This is a genomic window from Parahoeflea olei, from assembly GCF_001703635.1.
Lineage (GTDB): Bacteria > Pseudomonadota > Alphaproteobacteria > Rhizobiales > Rhizobiaceae > Hoeflea > Hoeflea olei.
The window spans coordinates 300,168-315,698 of sequence record NZ_LQZT01000012.1 but is presented as its reverse complement, the minus strand read 5'-3'; the positions used below and the strand labels follow the sequence as shown (position 1 = coordinate 315,698).

The window sequence follows — 15,531 nt, the reverse complement described above, 5'->3', positions numbered from 1 at the left end:
CGTTCAGTCGAGCGTGCGACGGAACCGGGCCAGCGCGAGGAGCATGAAACCCAGAACGAAAACCACGAGCGCGATCAGCGGCGAGGTCACATCGTGAATGTCGGCGCCCTTGAGCATCACCGCCCGGATGATCCGCAGGAAATGCGTGAGCGGGAAGATCTCGCCCAGCACCTGCGCCCATGCGGGCATGCCCCGATAGGGAAACATGAAACCCGAAAGCAGGATCGAGGGCAGGAAGAAGAAAAAGGTCAGTTGCATGGCCTGCATCTGCGTGCGCGCCACCGTCGAAATCGCGTAGCCGAGCAGCACAAGCGCGAGAACGAAGACCAGGATGCTTGCGAGCAGCAGCGACATCGATCCCACGAAAGGCACGCTGAACAGGAAGCGTGCGGCGGCCAGCACCGCGACCACCTGAACCGCACCGACCAGCAGGAACGGCAGCACCTTGCCAAGCATGATCTCGAGCGGGCTTGCGGGCATCGCGAGCAGGTTTTCCATGGTGCCGCGTTCGGTTTCCCGCGTCAGCGCCATCGAGGTCATCATCACCATGGTCAATTGCAGGATCACGCCCAGGAGGCCCGGCACGATATTGTACTGGGTCACGCCCTCGGGATTGTAGAGCCGGTGCACCACCACCTCGAGCGCGGCGGTGGACTGCCGGGCGGCAAGCGCTTCCGCCGACTGCTCGCGCAGCAGTGCCTGCGCCGCGACCGTGCCGAGCGTGGAAATCGCGCCCGACGCCACCGAGGGGTCGGTGGCGTCTGCCTCGATCAGGATCTGCGGATGGTCCCCGCGCTGCACCCGCCGCGCAAAATCGGACGGGATCGTGACGACAAAGGAGACGACGCCCGACTTGATCAGCCGGTCGGCCGCCTCGGCGCTCGCCACCACATGGTCGAACCGGTAGTAACCGGTGTTTTCCATCGCCGAGACCATCGCGCGGGTGTAGCGATCCTGGCTGGTGGTCACGAGCGCGGCCGGCAACCCCTTCGGGTCCTGGTTGATGGCATAGCCGAACAGGATCAGCAGCATCAGCGGCACGCCAAGCATCATCGCAAAGGTGATGCGGTCGCGCCGCATCTGGATGCTTTCCTTGACGATCATCGCCATCAGCCGGCGGAACGAAAACAGCGTGTTCATGCCATGTTGTCCGTCGATTTGGCCATGAACTGGATGAACACGTCCTCGAGCCCGGTTTCGCCGTGGTGCCAGGTCGCACCGGTGTCGGCGGCCACGGCCCGCACCGCGCTTTCAAGCGCTGCCCGGTCGGTTCCGACCACATGCAGGCTCAGCCCGAAAGGCGCCACCTGTTCGACGCCGGGCCGGCCGGCAAGTTCGCGCGCGGCGCGGATCACGTCGCCGCCTTCGATGATGAAGGTGACGAGGCCCGCCCCCGCGATCACTTCCGGCACCGTCCCGGAGGCAAGCAGCTTGCCATAGGAAATATAGTGGATCCGGTGGCAGCGCTCGGCCTCGTCCATGTAGTGGGTGGAAACCAGCACCGTCAGACCCGACCGGGCTCTCAGGTGGATCTCGTCCCAGAAGTCGCGGCGCGCCTTCGGGTCGACACCCGCGGTGGGTTCGTCGAGCAGCAGCAGTTTCGGCTTGTGCATGATGCAGGCCGCCAGCGCCAGCCGCTGCTTCCAGCCGCCCGAGAGCGTGCCCGCAAGCTGCTTGCGGCGCGATGACAGGCCCAGGTCCTCGAGCGTGTCGCGTACCGCGTCGACCACGGGATGAATTCCGTAGAGCCGGGCCACGAATGTGAGGTTCTCCTCGATCGACAGGTCCTCGTAGAACGAGAACCGCTGGGTCATGTAGCCGACCTCGCGCTTGATCTTGAGGCCGTCGCGGCGGATGTCGTAGCCGAGCACCCTGCCCGTCCCCTCGTCCGGCGTCAGCAGCCCGCACATCACCCGGATCGTGGTGGTCTTGCCCGAGCCGTTGGGTCCGAGAAATCCGGATATCTCGCCTTCGGCCACCTGCATCGACACATGGTCGACGACGGTCTTGCCGTTGAACCGCTTGACCAGCCCGCTGACCTCGATCGCGTTCATTTGCCTGCGTCCGCCAGGACCACGTCGACGATCTGCCCCGGCGCCAGCGCCCAGGCATCGTCGTCGGGCCGCGCCTCGACCAGATAGACGAGCTTCTGCCGGTTCTCGAGCGAGTAGATCACCGGCGGGGTGAATTCAGGGTCGGTGGAGATGTAGCTGATCGTCGCCGTCATGCCCTCGCCGCATCCGTCGCAGCGGACCTGAAGATGCGTGCCGACGCGGAGCGAGGAGAGTGCCGGTTCCGGCACATAGAGCCTGAGCTTGAGCGCGCCGTCGGGCAGCACCGACAGCACCGGCGCCTGCGGGCCGGCGACCTCGCCGGCGTTGCGGATGATGTCGGAGACCACGCCCGCCCGCGGGATCGACAGCGTGCGTTTGGCCAGCCGCCATTCGGCCGACTCCCGCACCGCCTCCGCCTGCCCGACCGCAGCCTGGGCGGCATTGATTTCGTCGCTGCGCGCCGGCAGCCGCGCCACGGCCAGATTGGCCTCGAGTTCGGCGACCTTGGCCTGCGCCAGTTCGAGCGTGGTGGAAGCCGAATCGAAGGTGGCCTGCGTGGAAATCCCCTGCGACAGCAGATCCTTCTGCCGGTTGAGCACGCGTCCCGCCTCCGCCGCCTGCGCACGGGCCGAGCCCAGCGCCGCCTCGATGCTGGCGATTTCTTCGGGCCGCTTGCCTTGCTTCAGGTTGGCGAGCTGGCTTCGGGCCTGCGCGAGCGCCGCTTCGGCCTGGGCCACCGCGATCTCGGCGTCGCGCCGTTCGAGCCGGCCGAGCGGCTGATCGGCGGCGATGCGGTCGCCGCGGACCACTGCGAGATCGACGATCTGCGCCGCCTCGATCGGCGCCACCAGCACATATTCCCCCTCGACATAGCCGACCGCCAGCGGCGCCGGGCCAGCGCAGCCCGAAAACAGCGTGACGGCAAGGGGAAGCGAGCAAAGAAACGAGGTCATCACGGCTGTGTCCTGTTGGCGGCGATAAAATTGCGGATATTGGCGACGATCGTCTCCTTGATCCGCGCGATCTCCTCCGGCCCCATGCGGTCCCACTCCATGCCGCGGGCGACGACGGCGAGACCGATGCGGAAATAGACGACCTGGCCGACGATGCTGAAGACGCCGAGCCGGATCCGGTCGCTCGCAGGGTCGAGGCCGGTGGCGCGCCCCAGGAGCCGGCAGAGCCGCGCATGCGCGGGCTCGATAAAGGCGCGATAGACCTTGTCCATGACCACGCCCTGCTCGCCCACCTCCCGGATCATGAAGGCGGCGATATCGCGGGCTTCAGGCCGGCCGAGCAGGAAGTCGATCACGGCCATGATCGTGCGTTCGAGCGCCTCCTGGGCCGATCCCGGGTCTTTCACCGCTTCTGCAGCAGCCAGCATCGGGCCGGTGATCGCTTCGAGATTGCTGACCACCAGATCGGCGCAGGCGAGCCTGAGCCCGTCCTTGCCGCCGAAGTGATAGGCGATCGAGGCGATATTGGCATTGGCCGCGGCGGCGATTTCCCGGGTGGACGTCGCCTCAAATCCCTTGGCGCCGAACAGCCGGATGCCGGCCAGGGCAAGCGCAAGGCGGGTCTGGTCGCCGGGTTTGGCCGCTTGCGGCGGCTGTGGCGGTAGGGAAGGCACGTGGATCGGTCCTGACCTCTGGTTCCGACGAGATCCTAGCACCAGCGAGAATTTAATCAATCGATTGATTATGAAAATTGATCCACGCCTGACCGGGCGTCCAACGCGCGGGCTGGCGCGGATGGAAGGCCGGGCAGCAGGCAAAAAGGGAAGAGCCGGCGGAAAGCGGCGGCGCTGCGCCGTTCCGACAACCGGGTTCAGTGCTCGCGGCGGGATCGCGCCGGAAGCGGGTTTAGCGGCGGATGTTGCGCATCATCAGCCGCGCATAGAGCCGCGGCGAGAGCCGGTTGATCCACCAGCCGAGCCGCGCCACCCGCCCCACGGGGATGAAGGGCGTGCCGCGGCGCCAGCCGTCGAGAATGATCCGCGCGGCCCTGTCGGGCGTCATCTCGTCAAACCCGTCGGCTGCCGCGCCGGGCCGGCCGATCCCGTCCTCGCCCGCGTCGAGCCGGCCGGGATTGGTGGCGACGAAGGACGGCGCGGCGATGATCACACGCACGCCGTGTTCGGCTTCCTCCGGGGCGAGGGAAGAGAAAAAGCCGTTGAGCGCATGCTTGCTCGCCGCATAGGCGGTGCGCTTGTAGAGCGGCGCAAAACCCGCGACCGAGGAGATCGCCAGATGCGTCCCCTTCCCCGCGCGCACCGCGCCGAGAAGGCCGGCCACCACGCGCACCGAGCCGAAATAGTTGATCTCCATCACCCGGCGCTGCGAGGCAAGCGTGGTGTCGCCGAACAGCCCGATCTGGGTGACACCGGCATTGTGGATCACGAGCTCGATCGCCGGATGCCGCGCGACAATCCCGGCGCAGGCCGTGGCGACTTCGGCGTCATCGGTGAGATCGCAGGCGACCCGCTCCACGCCCGGAACCTCGTCAAGGCCCGCAAGCGCTCCCGGCAGATCGACCAGCACGATTGTCCAGCCTGCCGCTTCATCCCGCAACGCCCTCGCAAAAGCCTGGCCGAGGCCGCCCGCGCCGCCGGTGATGACGGCAACCCGGCTCACAGGCCCGCCGCCTTGCGCCAGAGGTCGAAGGTCTCGGCGCTCGTCAGTTCCGGCGTGTAGCCGAACACGGTCTTGAGCGCGGTGTTATCGAGCACCGGGCGGTATTGCAGGAACCGCACCTGCTCCGGCCCGTAGCGTGACAGCCCCAGCGGCCGCGCGATCCCGAGCCCCGCCTTGATCGCCCAGGCCGGCAGCGCCAGCACCGGCTTGTTGAGCCGGGCTGCGAGATCATGGACCGAAAGCGTGCCGTCGCCGCAGACATTGAAAATGCCTGCCGGCCCCTCGCCCACCGCACGCGCGAGAATCCGGGCGAGATCGCGGGTCCAGATGAACACGAACGGGCTGTCCGCCCCCCTGACCGCGATCAGCCGCGGCCGGTGGAACAGCTCCGTGATCTGGTTTTCGAGCCCGGGGCCGAGCACCGTGCCGACCCGGAAGATCACCTGTTCGAGCGCCGGAAAATCCTGTCGCGCGCGCGCCAGCATCTCCTCGACCTGGCGCTTGTGGTCGGAATAGGGAAATTCCGGATTGCCCCGAACGGGATCGGTCTCCCGGAGCGGCACCGGATTGTCGGCGTGATAGCCATAGGCCGCCCCCGACGAGGTCACCACCAGCCGTTTCACGCCATGGGCGACCGCCGCGTCGAGCACGTTGCGGGTGCCGTTGACATCGACGCCGAAGGCGAAGTCGCGCGTCATCCCGCGCGAGGGCGAGACGATCGAGGCCAAATGAATGATGACGTCGGGCCTGAAGCCGGCAACCACCCGCTCGGCATCGCCGCCGCGCACGTCGAGCGTCTCGAACCGGGCGCCGTCGGGCAGCGTTTGCGGCGCGCGCAGATCGGTGGCAAGCACCTCCAGCCCTCCGGCCGCGAGTTCGCCGAGCAGCACCTGCCCCACCGCACCGGCCGCCCCGGTGACCAGCACGCGCGTCATCGTCGCGCCGCCTTGCGCGACCAGAGGCTCGCAAGCGCCAACCCCGACACCGCATGCCAGATGCCCCAGGCCGCGGCCGCCACCGCCATGCCGCCGAGCCCGCCGAAAAAGGCGAAGATCAGCACCAACCCGAGGCCCGAATTCTGGATGCCGGTCTCGATCGTCACCGCGCGCCGGTCATAGTCCGACAGACCCATGATCGTGGCGGTGGCATAGCCGCCGGCCAGCGCAAGCCCGTTGTGCAGCACCACCAGCAGCGCCACCGCCCCCACATAATGCAGGAAGAAGCTCCAGTTGGCCGCAAGTGCCGCCGCAATGAAGCCGATGAAGATCAGCATCGAGAGCGTCTGCATCGGCTTGCGGATGCGCGCAGCCCAGGCGGGCCGTTTGCTGTTGAGCAGAATGCCGACGATCAGCGGCAGGATCAGCATGAAGAACACGGTGATCGCGATCGACACCGGATCGAGCGTGGTCTCGCGCAGGATGTCGCGCGTGGGCGCATAGAGAGTGCCCCAGAAGGCCACGTTGAGGGGCGTAAACAGGATCGCCGCCACGGTCGCGATCCCGGTCATCGACACCGACAGCGCGGCATTGCCGCCGGCGCGGTGAGTGATGAAATTGGAAATGTTGCCGCCCGGACAGGCGGCGACCAGAATGAGCCCGAGTGCGATCGAGGGCCGCGGGTTCACGATGCTCAGCATCACGAACGTGAGCGCCGGCAGCACCAGAAACTGCGAGACGAGCCCGGTGAACAGGGCTTTCGGCGCGCGCCAAAGCGCCCGGAAATCCGACAGCCTGAGATCGAGCGCGATGGAAAACATCACGATCGACAGGATCGCATTGAGCAGCATCAGGCTTTCGGGGCTGAAATTGAGCCTTATGGAGTCGATGTCGGTCATTCGGGCTTGCCTTTCAGTGCCGCAATCCAGTTGGTCACTGCGGTGCGATAGGTGGCCTTGTCGACGTAATAGGCCATCCGCGGCAGATCGATATAGTTCATGCCGCCGGTGGCGCGGGTGAAGCCCGCCTGTTTCTCGCCCTTGAGCGCTTTGGCCGCCATGGTGCCGGCCTTGAGGCCTGCGATGTAGCGCGCCACCATTTCCGCCTGCTCGTGCCGGCCCTGCCAGCCGAGCCCGGAGGCCTCCACCATGCCAAGCACGAACAGATCGTCGCGCACGGGATGCATGCAATTGAGGAACAGGTGCGGCGCATGGCCCTGCCAATTGAGAAGCGCCTTGTCGATGAAGGGGTAATGCAGCTTGTAGCCGGTCGCGGCCAGCACCAGGTCGTAATCGGCTTTGGTCCCGTCCCTGAAATGCACGGTGTTCCCGTCGAACCGGTCGATGTCCGGCCGGACCTTGATATCACCATGGCCGGCATGGAACAGGATCAGCGAATTGACCACGGGGTGGGATTCGTAAAGCTTGTAGTCGGGCTTCGGGAAACCGTATTTCGATGGGTCTCCGGTGAACCATTTGAGAATGAGCCCGTCGACGCGCCGCTTGAGCCACATCGGCAGCTTGATGGTCCCGCCCATGGTGTCGGCCGGGCGGCCGAAAATGTATTTCGGCACGAAATAGTAGCCGCGCCGCACGGAGATGTCGCAGGACTTGCCATGATGGATCGCATCGACGGCGATATCGCAGCCGGAATTGCCCGCCCCGACGATCAGCACCCGCTTGCCCCGGAAAACATCGGGGTCGCGATAGGCGCTCGAATGCATCAGCTCGCCCGTAAACGTCCCCTTGAACGCCGGCATGTTCGGCTCCGACAGCGTGCCGTTGGCGATCAGCAGGCCTGCGAAAATATCGGACTGCGCGTCGCCCGACGCGTCGCGCCAGGTCACCCGCCAGCCCTCGCCCGGCGTGCCGAGCGGCTCGGCCGAGAGCACTTCCGTACCGAACAGGTAATGCGCGCGCAGCCCGAATTGGTCGGCGAATTTGCGGAAATAGGTTTTGAGTTCGCGATGCGACGGATAGTCCGCCACCTCAGGATCCATCGGGAAATCCGCGAACTCGGTCATGGTCTTCGACGAAATCAGGTGCGCGGTCTCGTACATCGTCGATTTCGGACCGTCGATGTCCCACAGCCCGCCGACATCGGAATGGAGCTCGAACCCCTGGAACGGAATCCCCTGCTCCTTGAGCGTCTTGGCCATGGCGAGCCCCATCGGGCCCGCGCCGATCAGGGCGTAAGGCTGTGTGTTCTGCGGGCCGGCACTCGGCTCCGCCGTCGTCGATTTCGTGTTCAACTGCGCCCCTCCCTTGGCTTCAGTCGATGTCTCCTCTCCTCTGTATTGAACGATCGTTCATTTTAAGGCAACATGTTTCATGACAAAAAATTCGACGAACCCCGATTTGGCACCCCGTCCGCGCCAGCGCGCCCCCTCGAAACGCTCGCTCGAGACCAGCCGCGCGATCCTCGACGCCGCCGAGCGGCTTTTCGCGGACCGCGGCTATGACGGCGCCTCGGTGCGCGACATCGCCGCCGCCGCAGGCACGCAGATCGCCTCGGTCAATTTTCACCACGGCAGCAAGGAAGCGCTGTTCGCCAGGGTGGTCGAGCGCCGCGCCTCGGAACTCTCGGAGCTGCGCCTTTCCGCGCTCAATGCCCTGAAAGCGAAAGGCGAAGCCCTGACGCTCGGCAGCGTCCTTACCGCTTTTCTGGAGCCCTATCTGGCAAAGGCCGGCCTCGATGCCGCGGACGGCTCGGCCGGCGACCCGCAATGGATCGCCTATGCGCGGCTGGTGGCGATGGTCTCGGCAGATAGCCGCTGGCACGCGATCTCCGAGCGCTGCTTCGACCCGACCGCGAGCGTGTTCATCGGCGAGATCGCCCGGCTCACGCCAAGGGTCGAGCCGGCGCGGATCGCCGTCGCCTTCGTGTTTTCGGTTTCGGCGATGCTGTCGCTGTCAACCTCGCGCTGGCGCATCGAGGCGCTCGCCGCGAGCCCGGACGCGGAGCCCCGGCGCCTCACCGACGTTCTGGTGCGCTTCTGCGCGGCAGGCATGCGCGCAGCCTTGGCAAACTGACGACCGGCGTCCCCTCAAGGAAGTCCGCGCGGGCCTTCCCGGCCCTGCGGCGACCTGTCAGTGCAGCAGGATCTCGCCGTCGATCCGCCGCCATTCATTGGGGCCGATCAGCGTCTTGTGCGCGTAACGGACCGAGTGCAGACGGCCGTCGAGCCGGGCTTCCCAGAAATCCAGAAACTTGCGCATGCCGGGAAACTCCGGCGCGAGATCGTAGTCCTGCCAGACATAGGTCTGCAGCAGCGACTGGAAATCGGGCAACCGGTAGAAGATATGCGCGGTGGTCAGGCCGTAGCCCTGCATCTGCCGTTCGAACTCAGGTGAAGCCATCGTGAAGTGCACCTCCTGTGGTTTGACCCCGAAATGACACCAAAACAGCACCGATTTGGCAAGATCAAATCTGCATTTCAGCTGCATAATCAAGATGTTGGCAGCCATTCCGAATGAGTGCTGACACGCCGGGACCGGCGCACCTGCCGCAAATGCCCGAATGGCCGGTGTCATGCCCAGGCCCGACGCGGCAAACGCGCACCGGATCGCGCCGCAACGCGTTGGGAGTATCAGGATAATCCGTTTTAAAATCAGGGCTTTGGCACTCCTTCATGAGGAGTGCCAAAAATTTTCATCAGGGCTCTTGAAAACCGGTTTTGCGCAAACCAAATCACCAGCCGCCGGCGCCGGGAGAGACGGGCCGGCTTCCCTGGGTCCGTTCGCGGACCAGCGGAACTGGAAGTTCACATCAATGTTTGTCCAGGAGGAAAGCATGAAATTCCGTCCACTGCATGACCGCATTCTTGTCCGCCGCGTCGAAAGCGACGCGCGCACCAAGGGCGGCATCATCATTCCCGACACCGCCAAGGAAAAGCCGCAGGAAGGCGAAGTCATCGCCACCGGCCCCGGCGCCCGCAACGAGCAGGGCGAAACCGTGGCGCTCGACGTCAAGCCCGGCGACCGCATCCTGTTCGGCAAATGGTCCGGCACCGAGATCCGGATCGACGGCGAGGACCTTCTGATCATGAAGGAATCCGACGTGCTGGGGATCCTTGAGGCGGGCGCCGCGGTCAAGGCCGCGGCCTGAGTGTTGCCAACCATCGTTTGACAGCTCTGAAAGGAACGAAAAATGGCTCCAAAAGACGTGAAATTCCACACCGAAGCCCGCGAGAAGATGCTGCGCGGCGTCGATATCCTGGCCGACGCGGTCAAGGTCACCCTCGGCCCCAAGGGCCGCAACGTGGTGATCGACAAGTCCTTCGGCGCGCCGCGCATCACCAAGGACGGCGTGTCGGTCGCCAAGGAAATCGAGCTCGAGGACAAGTTCGAGAACATGGGCGCGCAGATGCTGCGCGAAGTGGCCTCCAAGACCAACGATCTCGCCGGTGACGGCACCACCACCGCGACCGTGCTCGCCCAGGCGATCGTCAAGGAAGGCGCCAAGGCGGTGGCCTCGGGTCTCAATCCGATGGACCTGAAGCGTGGCATCGATCTCGCCGTGGACGCGATCGTCGGCGAACTCAAGAAGAATGCCCGCAAGATCTCCAACAATGACGAAATCGCCCAGGTCGGCACCATTTCGGCCAATGGCGACACCGAAATCGGCCGCTACCTGGCCGAAGCCATGCAGAAGGTCGGCAATGACGGCGTCATCACCGTCGAGGAAGCCAAGACCGCCGAGACCGAACTCGAAGTGGTCGAGGGCATGCAGTTCGACCGCGGCTATCTCTCCCCCTATTTCATCACCAACCAGGACAAGATGCGCGTCGAGCTCGACGAGCCCTATGTGCTGATCCACGAAAAGAAGCTCTCGAACCTGCAGGCCATGCTCCCCGTGCTCGAAGCCGTGGTGCAGTCCGGCAAGCCTCTGCTGATCGTGGCCGAGGATGTCGAGGGCGAGGCGCTGGCGACCCTGGTCGTCAACAAGCTGCGCGGCGGCCTCAAGATCGCTGCCGTCAAGGCACCCGGTTTCGGCGACCGCCGCAAGGCCATGCTCGAGGACATCGCCATCCTGACCGGCGGTTCGGTGATCTCCGAGGATCTCGGCATCAAGCTCGAGAACGTGACGCTGAACATGCTCGGCCGCGCCAAGAAGGTGTCGATCGAGAAGGAAAACACCACCATCATCGACGGCGCCGGCTCGCGCAAGGAGATCGACGGCCGCATCGCCCAGATCAAGGCGCAGATCGAGGAAACCTCGTCCGACTATGACCGCGAGAAGCTGCAGGAGCGGCTGGCCAAGCTCGCCGGCGGCGTCGGCGTGATCCGCGTCGGCGGCTCGACCGAGGTCGAGGTCAAGGAGAAGAAGGACCGCGTCGACGATGCGCTGCACGCGACCCGCGCAGCCGTCGAGGAAGGCATCCTGCCCGGCGGCGGCGTGGCCCTGCTGCGCTCGATCGGCGCGCTCGAAGCCCTGAAGCCCGCCAATGACGACCAGCGCGTCGGCATCGACATCGTCCGCCGCGCGATCGAGGCGCCCGTGCGCCAGATCGCCCAGAACGCGGGCGCCGAAGGCTCGATCGTCGTCGGCAAGCTGCGCGAGAAGACCGAGTTCGCCTGGGGCTGGAACGCCCAGACCGGAGAATATGGCGACCTGTTCAAGATGGGCGTGATCGACCCCGCCAAGGTGGTGCGCACCGCGCTTCAGGACGCGGCCTCGGTCGCGGGCCTTCTGGTCACCACCGAAGCCATGATCGCCGAAAAGCCCAAGAAGGAAGCCGCCCCGGCAATGCCGTCGGGCATGGACTTCTGATCGAAGCATCCGCCAAGACGCAACAGCCGCCCCGGTTCGCCGGGGCGGCATTTTTGTGCGCGGGGTCCTGCTAATCCTTGTCGACGCCTTCGGCCCTGTCCTCGATGTCATGGGCCTTCCGGATCGAGCGCACCGTCATCCAGGTGACGCCGATGGCGACCGGCACAAACAGGCCGATCGCGAACCCGGACTTGATCGGCAGGCCGAGACTGTCGAGCGGCTTGGCGAGATAGCTGAACAGGCCGACGATGTAGTAGGAAATCGCCGCCACCGACAGGCCTTCCACGGTCTGCTGCATCCGCAATTGCAGCTTCACGCGGCGGTTCATGGAACTTAGCAGCGCACTGTTCTGGCGCTCGAGCTCGACATCGATCCAGCTTCGAAGCAGCGAGGTGGCACGCGAGAGCTTGCGCGACAGGTTCGCCTGCCGTTCCTCGATCGACACGCAGGTCCGGAGCGCCGGCGCGAGCCGCTTCTCCAGGAACGAACCGATGGTCTCGACACCGGGCTGCGAGGATTCCGCCAACGCCGCGATGCGCTCGCGCACGATCGTGTAATAGGCGCGGCTTGCGCCGAACCGGTAGAGGCTGGCGGCCGCATTGGCCTCAAGCTCTGCGGCAAGACTGGTGATCTCAGAGAGCAGGCTGTCGGCGTTGTCGCGCGCGCCGGTCTTCATTTCCTGGGTGATCTTGCTCAGATTGTCCTCGATCCGGCGCATTTCGGGCGACAGCGAGCGCGCCAGCGACAGGCCGAGCGCGGCGAGTGTCCGGTAGGTCTCGATATCGAGCAGCCGCTGCACCACGGTGCCGCGCCGCGCGTCGCTCATGCCCTTGTCGATCAGGAGGATGCGGGTGAGTCCGTCGCCGTCCTGGCGAAAATCGGTGGCGACCATCGCCTGCCCGCCCTTGAGTTCGCTCACGCACAGGCTGGTGGGGTCGAAACTCTGGATCGCGGCCTGCGTCTCCGGCCCATCGGGGCGCACCTCGAGCCGGATGCCCGAGATCAGGCTGCCGGGCGGCGAGAACTGGTCGCCGAAGGGATGGGTGTCGATGCTCTGGCCGAAGGCCGGCGGCGCCGGCGTGTCCCAGAAATAGGTGGAGAATTCGGTGTGCCGCTCCCAGCGCAGCGTGCCCTGCCCCCAACCCATGGAAAAATGCGCGGTGTCGCGCGTGGGCGCCGACACGCCGCGGGCGCGCGCCAGGCCGGACAGCACCGCATGGTCGACCACAGCCCCCCCTTCGGTCAGGAACGCGAGCTGGAAGATCACCCGTGATTTGCCCACCGGCACGTAAGGACGGGCATGGATCTCGCCGAGCGCTTCGGCCCGGCCTGCGGCCATCGGGAATGAAAACTTGCCCATCGTGTCCGAAACTCTCCGTGAATGCGCAATGGAAGCCCCGCGAAGGGTCCGGCCGGCGCAGTTGATATCCTTGTAGGACCGCCGTGCCGCGACGCAAAGCCCCATTCGCAAGCTTCTACGTCGCAGCTGGCCGACAGGATCAATGAAGACTGCAACTCGGCGCGGGCCGCACGGGCGGATCGCCATGACAGGCCCCTGTGGCCTGCCAGGTCCGCAGGCCGATCACATCGCGCAGGGCTTGATATGCACTGGTGCGCCCGGCTCCGCGCCGAGCGTCTCGCAGCCGCCGGAATGACAGAGGCTCCAGGCCGACACGGTCGCGCCCGAGGCCGCCAGCACCAGTTCGGGAATGGGGGGCACATCGGGCTGCCACACCCACCAGCCGTGTTCGAGCCGCGCCCCCTCGCCCGGGTCCATGCCGGCGCCCGATCCCTTGACCCGCGCCTCTGTGAGTTCCAGCCCCGCGGCGCCCACCCGGTAGCTCTCGCGCCAGTCGGTCTTCTCCACCGAATGGGTCCAGCTCAGCGTGAACAGGCCTGCCGCCAGCGCAAGCGACTTTCCGCCCGCCACGATGCAGAGCCCGAGCGCCATCTAGGCCACGGCCGCCCCGGACCGGCTTTTGCGCCAGGCCAGCAGCGCAAACAGCGCGGCGAGCGCGAAACCGATCTCGTCGGTGATCGGCAGCGAGGCGATCAGCGTGAAAGCCGCGGCCATCGCCAGCGCCCGCATCGGCCAGCCGAGACGTCCGCCGAGGAAGCCGATCACCGCCGCGCCCCAGAGCCCGATCGCCAGCACCACCTTGGCGACGATATACATCACCGCCGGCACATAGCCGATCGCCTCGGCGAGCGGCCCGCCGTCCTGGAGCATCAAGGCCGGCGTATAGACCGCCATGAACGGGATCACGAAACCGGCGGCCGCCACCTTGATCGCCTCCAGCGAGATCTTGAGCCCGCTCTCCTTGGCGATCGGCGCCGCGGCGAAGCAGGCGAGCGCCACCGGCGGCGTCAGGTCGGCGAGAATGCCGAAATAGAAGACGAACATGTGGCTGACGATCAGCGGCACGCCGAGTTCGAGCAGCGCCGGCCCGGCGATCGAGGAGGTGATGATGTAGTTCGGGATGGTGGGAATGCCCATGCCGAGCACGATGCAGGTGACCATGGTCAAAACCAGCGACAGGAACAGGCTGTGCCCGCCGACCGAGACGATGAACTGGCCGAAGGTGTTGGCCGCGCCCGTCAGCGTCATGGTGCCGATGATGATGCCCACCACCGCGCAGGCGACGCCGACCGGCAACGCCGTCTTGGCGCCGTCGGCGAGCGCATCGCGGCAGATGACGAGCGTTTCGCGCCCGCCTTTCGAGAACGCGTTCCAGGCCACCAGCGCAACAACTGCGCCGACGATCACCATGATGCCGAACTGCAGGAAGGCGGCCGCCACCAGCCCGAGCCCAACCCAGAAGATGAGCCGGATCACGCCCGCCGGCAGCCCCAGCGCCACCGAGCCGCCGAGGATCAGGAGCACCGTGAGCGCAAGCCCGACGGTGCCCGCAAACAGCGGCGTGTAGCCCGAGAACAAAAGATAGATCAGCATCAGCAGCGGCAGCACCAGATACCACTGCGCCTTCAGCGCCTTGAGCGGCGACGGCAGCTCTTCCTTGGGCAGGCCCATGAGATTGTGCCGGCCCGCTTCGAGATGCACCATCCAGAAGGTCGAGGCGAAATAGAGGATCGCCGGAATGATCGCCGCCTGCACCACCTCGTAATATTCGACGCCCAGCGTCTCGGCCATGATGAAGGCCACCGCTCCCATCACCGGCGGCATCAGCTGCCCACCCATCGAGGAGGTCGATTCCACCCCGCCGGCAAAGGCCGCGCGGTAGCCGAAGCTCTTCATCAGCGGGATCGTGAACTGCCCGGTGGTCACCACATTGGCGACGCCCGAGCCCGAGATCGTGCCCATCAGGCCCGACGAGATCACCGAGACCTTGGCGGCCCCGCCGCGCTTGTGGCCGACCAGGCCGAGCGAGACGTCGGTGAACAGCTGGATCATGCCCGCCTTTTCGAGGAACGCTCCAAACAGGATGAACAGGAAGATGAAACTCGACGACACGAAGATCGGGATGCCGTAGATCCCTTCCGTGCCATAGGTCATGTGGTCGATCACCTGGGAGAAGTCGTAGCCGCGATGGTCGAGCGGCGCCGGCAGATATTCGCCGAACAGGCAATAGGCGAGAAACGCACCGGAGATGATCGGCAGCGCCGGCCCCATGATCACCCAGGCAGCCGCAAACACCGTGACGAGCGCGATCACGCCGAGCACCATGTCGCGCGTGAGCGGATCGCCCGCCCGCATCAGAAGTTCGGTGTATTCCACCCACTGATAGAGCGCGACCGCGACGCCGAGGCCGGCGAGCAGCCAGGCCCCCGCCTTGAGCAGCGGCCCCGCGCCCCGCGCCGCCGCCACCAGCGGAAAGGTGAGCAGCATCAGGAAGCCCACATGGAACGCGCGCACCACCTGGCTCGGAAAGTCGATCAGATGCGCGGCCGTGGCGATCTGGAACAGCGAAAAGACGAGCGCGATCCAGAACAGGAGCCGGCCTTCGAGGCTGTTCGGAAAGCTCTCGGCCAACGGATCGTGCAGGCCGAGATCCGGCCGCTCGTCGGGCGCGCGATGCGGTGTCTGGTCATGAAGCATTGGGTGTCCTCCCCACCACGCACAAGTCGAACACGGCGGGACCGGCTCTCCGGTCCCGCCGCTTGGTCAGCTTGAAGCCCCGG

The 15,531-nt window shown here is 65.9% G+C and carries 15 protein-coding genes; 3 read left to right on the top strand and 12 right to left on the bottom strand.

Features of this window, described 5'->3' with window-relative positions:
* Positions 1–3: 3 nt before the first annotated feature.
* From AWJ14_RS10040 to AWJ14_RS10005, 8 genes are all read right to left on the bottom strand, one after another.
* Positions 4–1,140: an ABC transporter permease gene (locus tag AWJ14_RS10040; protein WP_066178041.1), complete on the bottom strand. Its 1,137-nt coding sequence runs from the start codon at positions 1,138–1,140 to the stop codon at positions 4–6.
* Positions 1,137–2,054: an ABC transporter ATP-binding protein gene (locus AWJ14_RS10035; RefSeq protein ID WP_066178039.1), complete on the bottom strand. Its 918-nt coding sequence runs from the start codon at positions 2,052–2,054 to the stop codon at positions 1,137–1,139. Before AWJ14_RS10035 ends, AWJ14_RS10040 begins: the two co-directional genes overlap by 4 nt.
* Complete coding sequence (locus tag AWJ14_RS10030) at positions 2,051–3,007, bottom strand: HlyD family secretion protein (RefSeq protein ID WP_066178037.1); 957 nt, start codon at positions 3,005–3,007, stop codon at positions 2,051–2,053. Before AWJ14_RS10030 ends, AWJ14_RS10035 begins: the two co-directional genes overlap by 4 nt.
* On the bottom strand, positions 3,007–3,681 hold the full coding sequence (locus AWJ14_RS10025; RefSeq protein ID WP_066178035.1) for a CerR family C-terminal domain-containing protein: 675 nt from the start codon (positions 3,679–3,681) through the stop codon (positions 3,007–3,009). Before AWJ14_RS10025 ends, AWJ14_RS10030 begins: the two co-directional genes overlap by 1 nt.
* 232 nt (positions 3,682–3,913) lie before the next feature.
* Entirely contained in the window at positions 3,914–4,684 is a 771-nt protein-coding gene (locus tag AWJ14_RS10020; RefSeq protein ID WP_066178032.1) for an SDR family NAD(P)-dependent oxidoreductase, read from the bottom strand.
* Entirely contained in the window at positions 4,681–5,619 is a 939-nt protein-coding gene (locus tag AWJ14_RS10015) for an SDR family oxidoreductase (protein WP_066178031.1), read from the bottom strand. The genes AWJ14_RS10020 and AWJ14_RS10015 overlap by 4 nt, the downstream gene beginning before the upstream one ends.
* On the bottom strand, positions 5,616–6,518 hold the full coding sequence (locus tag AWJ14_RS10010; RefSeq protein ID WP_066178030.1) for a bile acid:sodium symporter family protein: 903 nt from the start codon (positions 6,516–6,518) through the stop codon (positions 5,616–5,618). The genes AWJ14_RS10015 and AWJ14_RS10010 overlap by 4 nt, the downstream gene beginning before the upstream one ends.
* The gene (locus AWJ14_RS10005) at positions 6,515–7,870 is read right to left on the bottom strand and encodes a flavin-containing monooxygenase (protein WP_210183522.1); all 1,356 of its coding nucleotides are present in this window, start codon (positions 7,868–7,870) and stop codon (positions 6,515–6,517) included. Before AWJ14_RS10005 ends, AWJ14_RS10010 begins: the two co-directional genes overlap by 4 nt.
* Before the next feature lie 79 nt (positions 7,871–7,949).
* On the opposite strand from AWJ14_RS10005, the gene AWJ14_RS10000 reads away from it, so the two are divergent.
* Positions 7,950–8,651 (top strand): TetR/AcrR family transcriptional regulator, encoded by a 702-nt coding sequence (locus tag AWJ14_RS10000; RefSeq protein ID WP_066178028.1) that lies wholly within the window; start codon positions 7,950–7,952, stop codon positions 8,649–8,651.
* A gap of 57 nt (positions 8,652–8,708) precedes the next feature.
* On the opposite strand, the gene AWJ14_RS09995 is transcribed toward AWJ14_RS10000, so the two are convergent.
* Entirely contained in the window at positions 8,709–8,978 is a 270-nt protein-coding gene (locus tag AWJ14_RS09995) for an usg protein (protein ID WP_066178619.1), read from the bottom strand.
* Positions 8,979–9,411: 433 nt separating this feature from the next.
* On the opposite strand from AWJ14_RS09995, the gene AWJ14_RS09990 reads away from it, so the two are divergent.
* Both AWJ14_RS09990 and groL read left to right on the top strand, forming a co-directional pair.
* Positions 9,412–9,726 (top strand): co-chaperone GroES, encoded by a 315-nt coding sequence (locus tag AWJ14_RS09990; protein ID WP_066178616.1) that lies wholly within the window; start codon positions 9,412–9,414, stop codon positions 9,724–9,726.
* A 42-nt stretch (positions 9,727–9,768) separates the two neighbouring features.
* Positions 9,769–11,391: a chaperonin GroEL gene (gene groL / locus AWJ14_RS09985; protein ID WP_066178026.1), complete on the top strand. Its 1,623-nt coding sequence runs from the start codon at positions 9,769–9,771 to the stop codon at positions 11,389–11,391.
* A gap of 70 nt (positions 11,392–11,461) precedes the next feature.
* Here groL and AWJ14_RS09980 read toward each other — a convergent pair whose 3' ends face one another.
* The 3 genes from AWJ14_RS09980 to AWJ14_RS09970 form a co-directional block, all read right to left on the bottom strand.
* Positions 11,462–12,751 carry a DUF3422 family protein gene (locus AWJ14_RS09980; RefSeq protein ID WP_066178024.1) on the bottom strand — a complete coding sequence of 430 codons (1,290 nt, stop codon included), beginning with the start codon at positions 12,749–12,751 and terminating at the stop codon, positions 11,462–11,464.
* Between the two features lie 222 nt (positions 12,752–12,973).
* Positions 12,974–13,342 (bottom strand): DUF1850 domain-containing protein, encoded by a 369-nt coding sequence (locus tag AWJ14_RS09975; protein WP_066178022.1) that lies wholly within the window; start codon positions 13,340–13,342, stop codon positions 12,974–12,976.
* On the bottom strand, positions 13,343–15,448 hold the full coding sequence (locus AWJ14_RS09970) for a TRAP transporter permease (RefSeq protein WP_066178020.1): 2,106 nt from the start codon (positions 15,446–15,448) through the stop codon (positions 13,343–13,345). It lies immediately after the preceding gene.
* Positions 15,449–15,531: the final 83 nt, after the last annotated feature.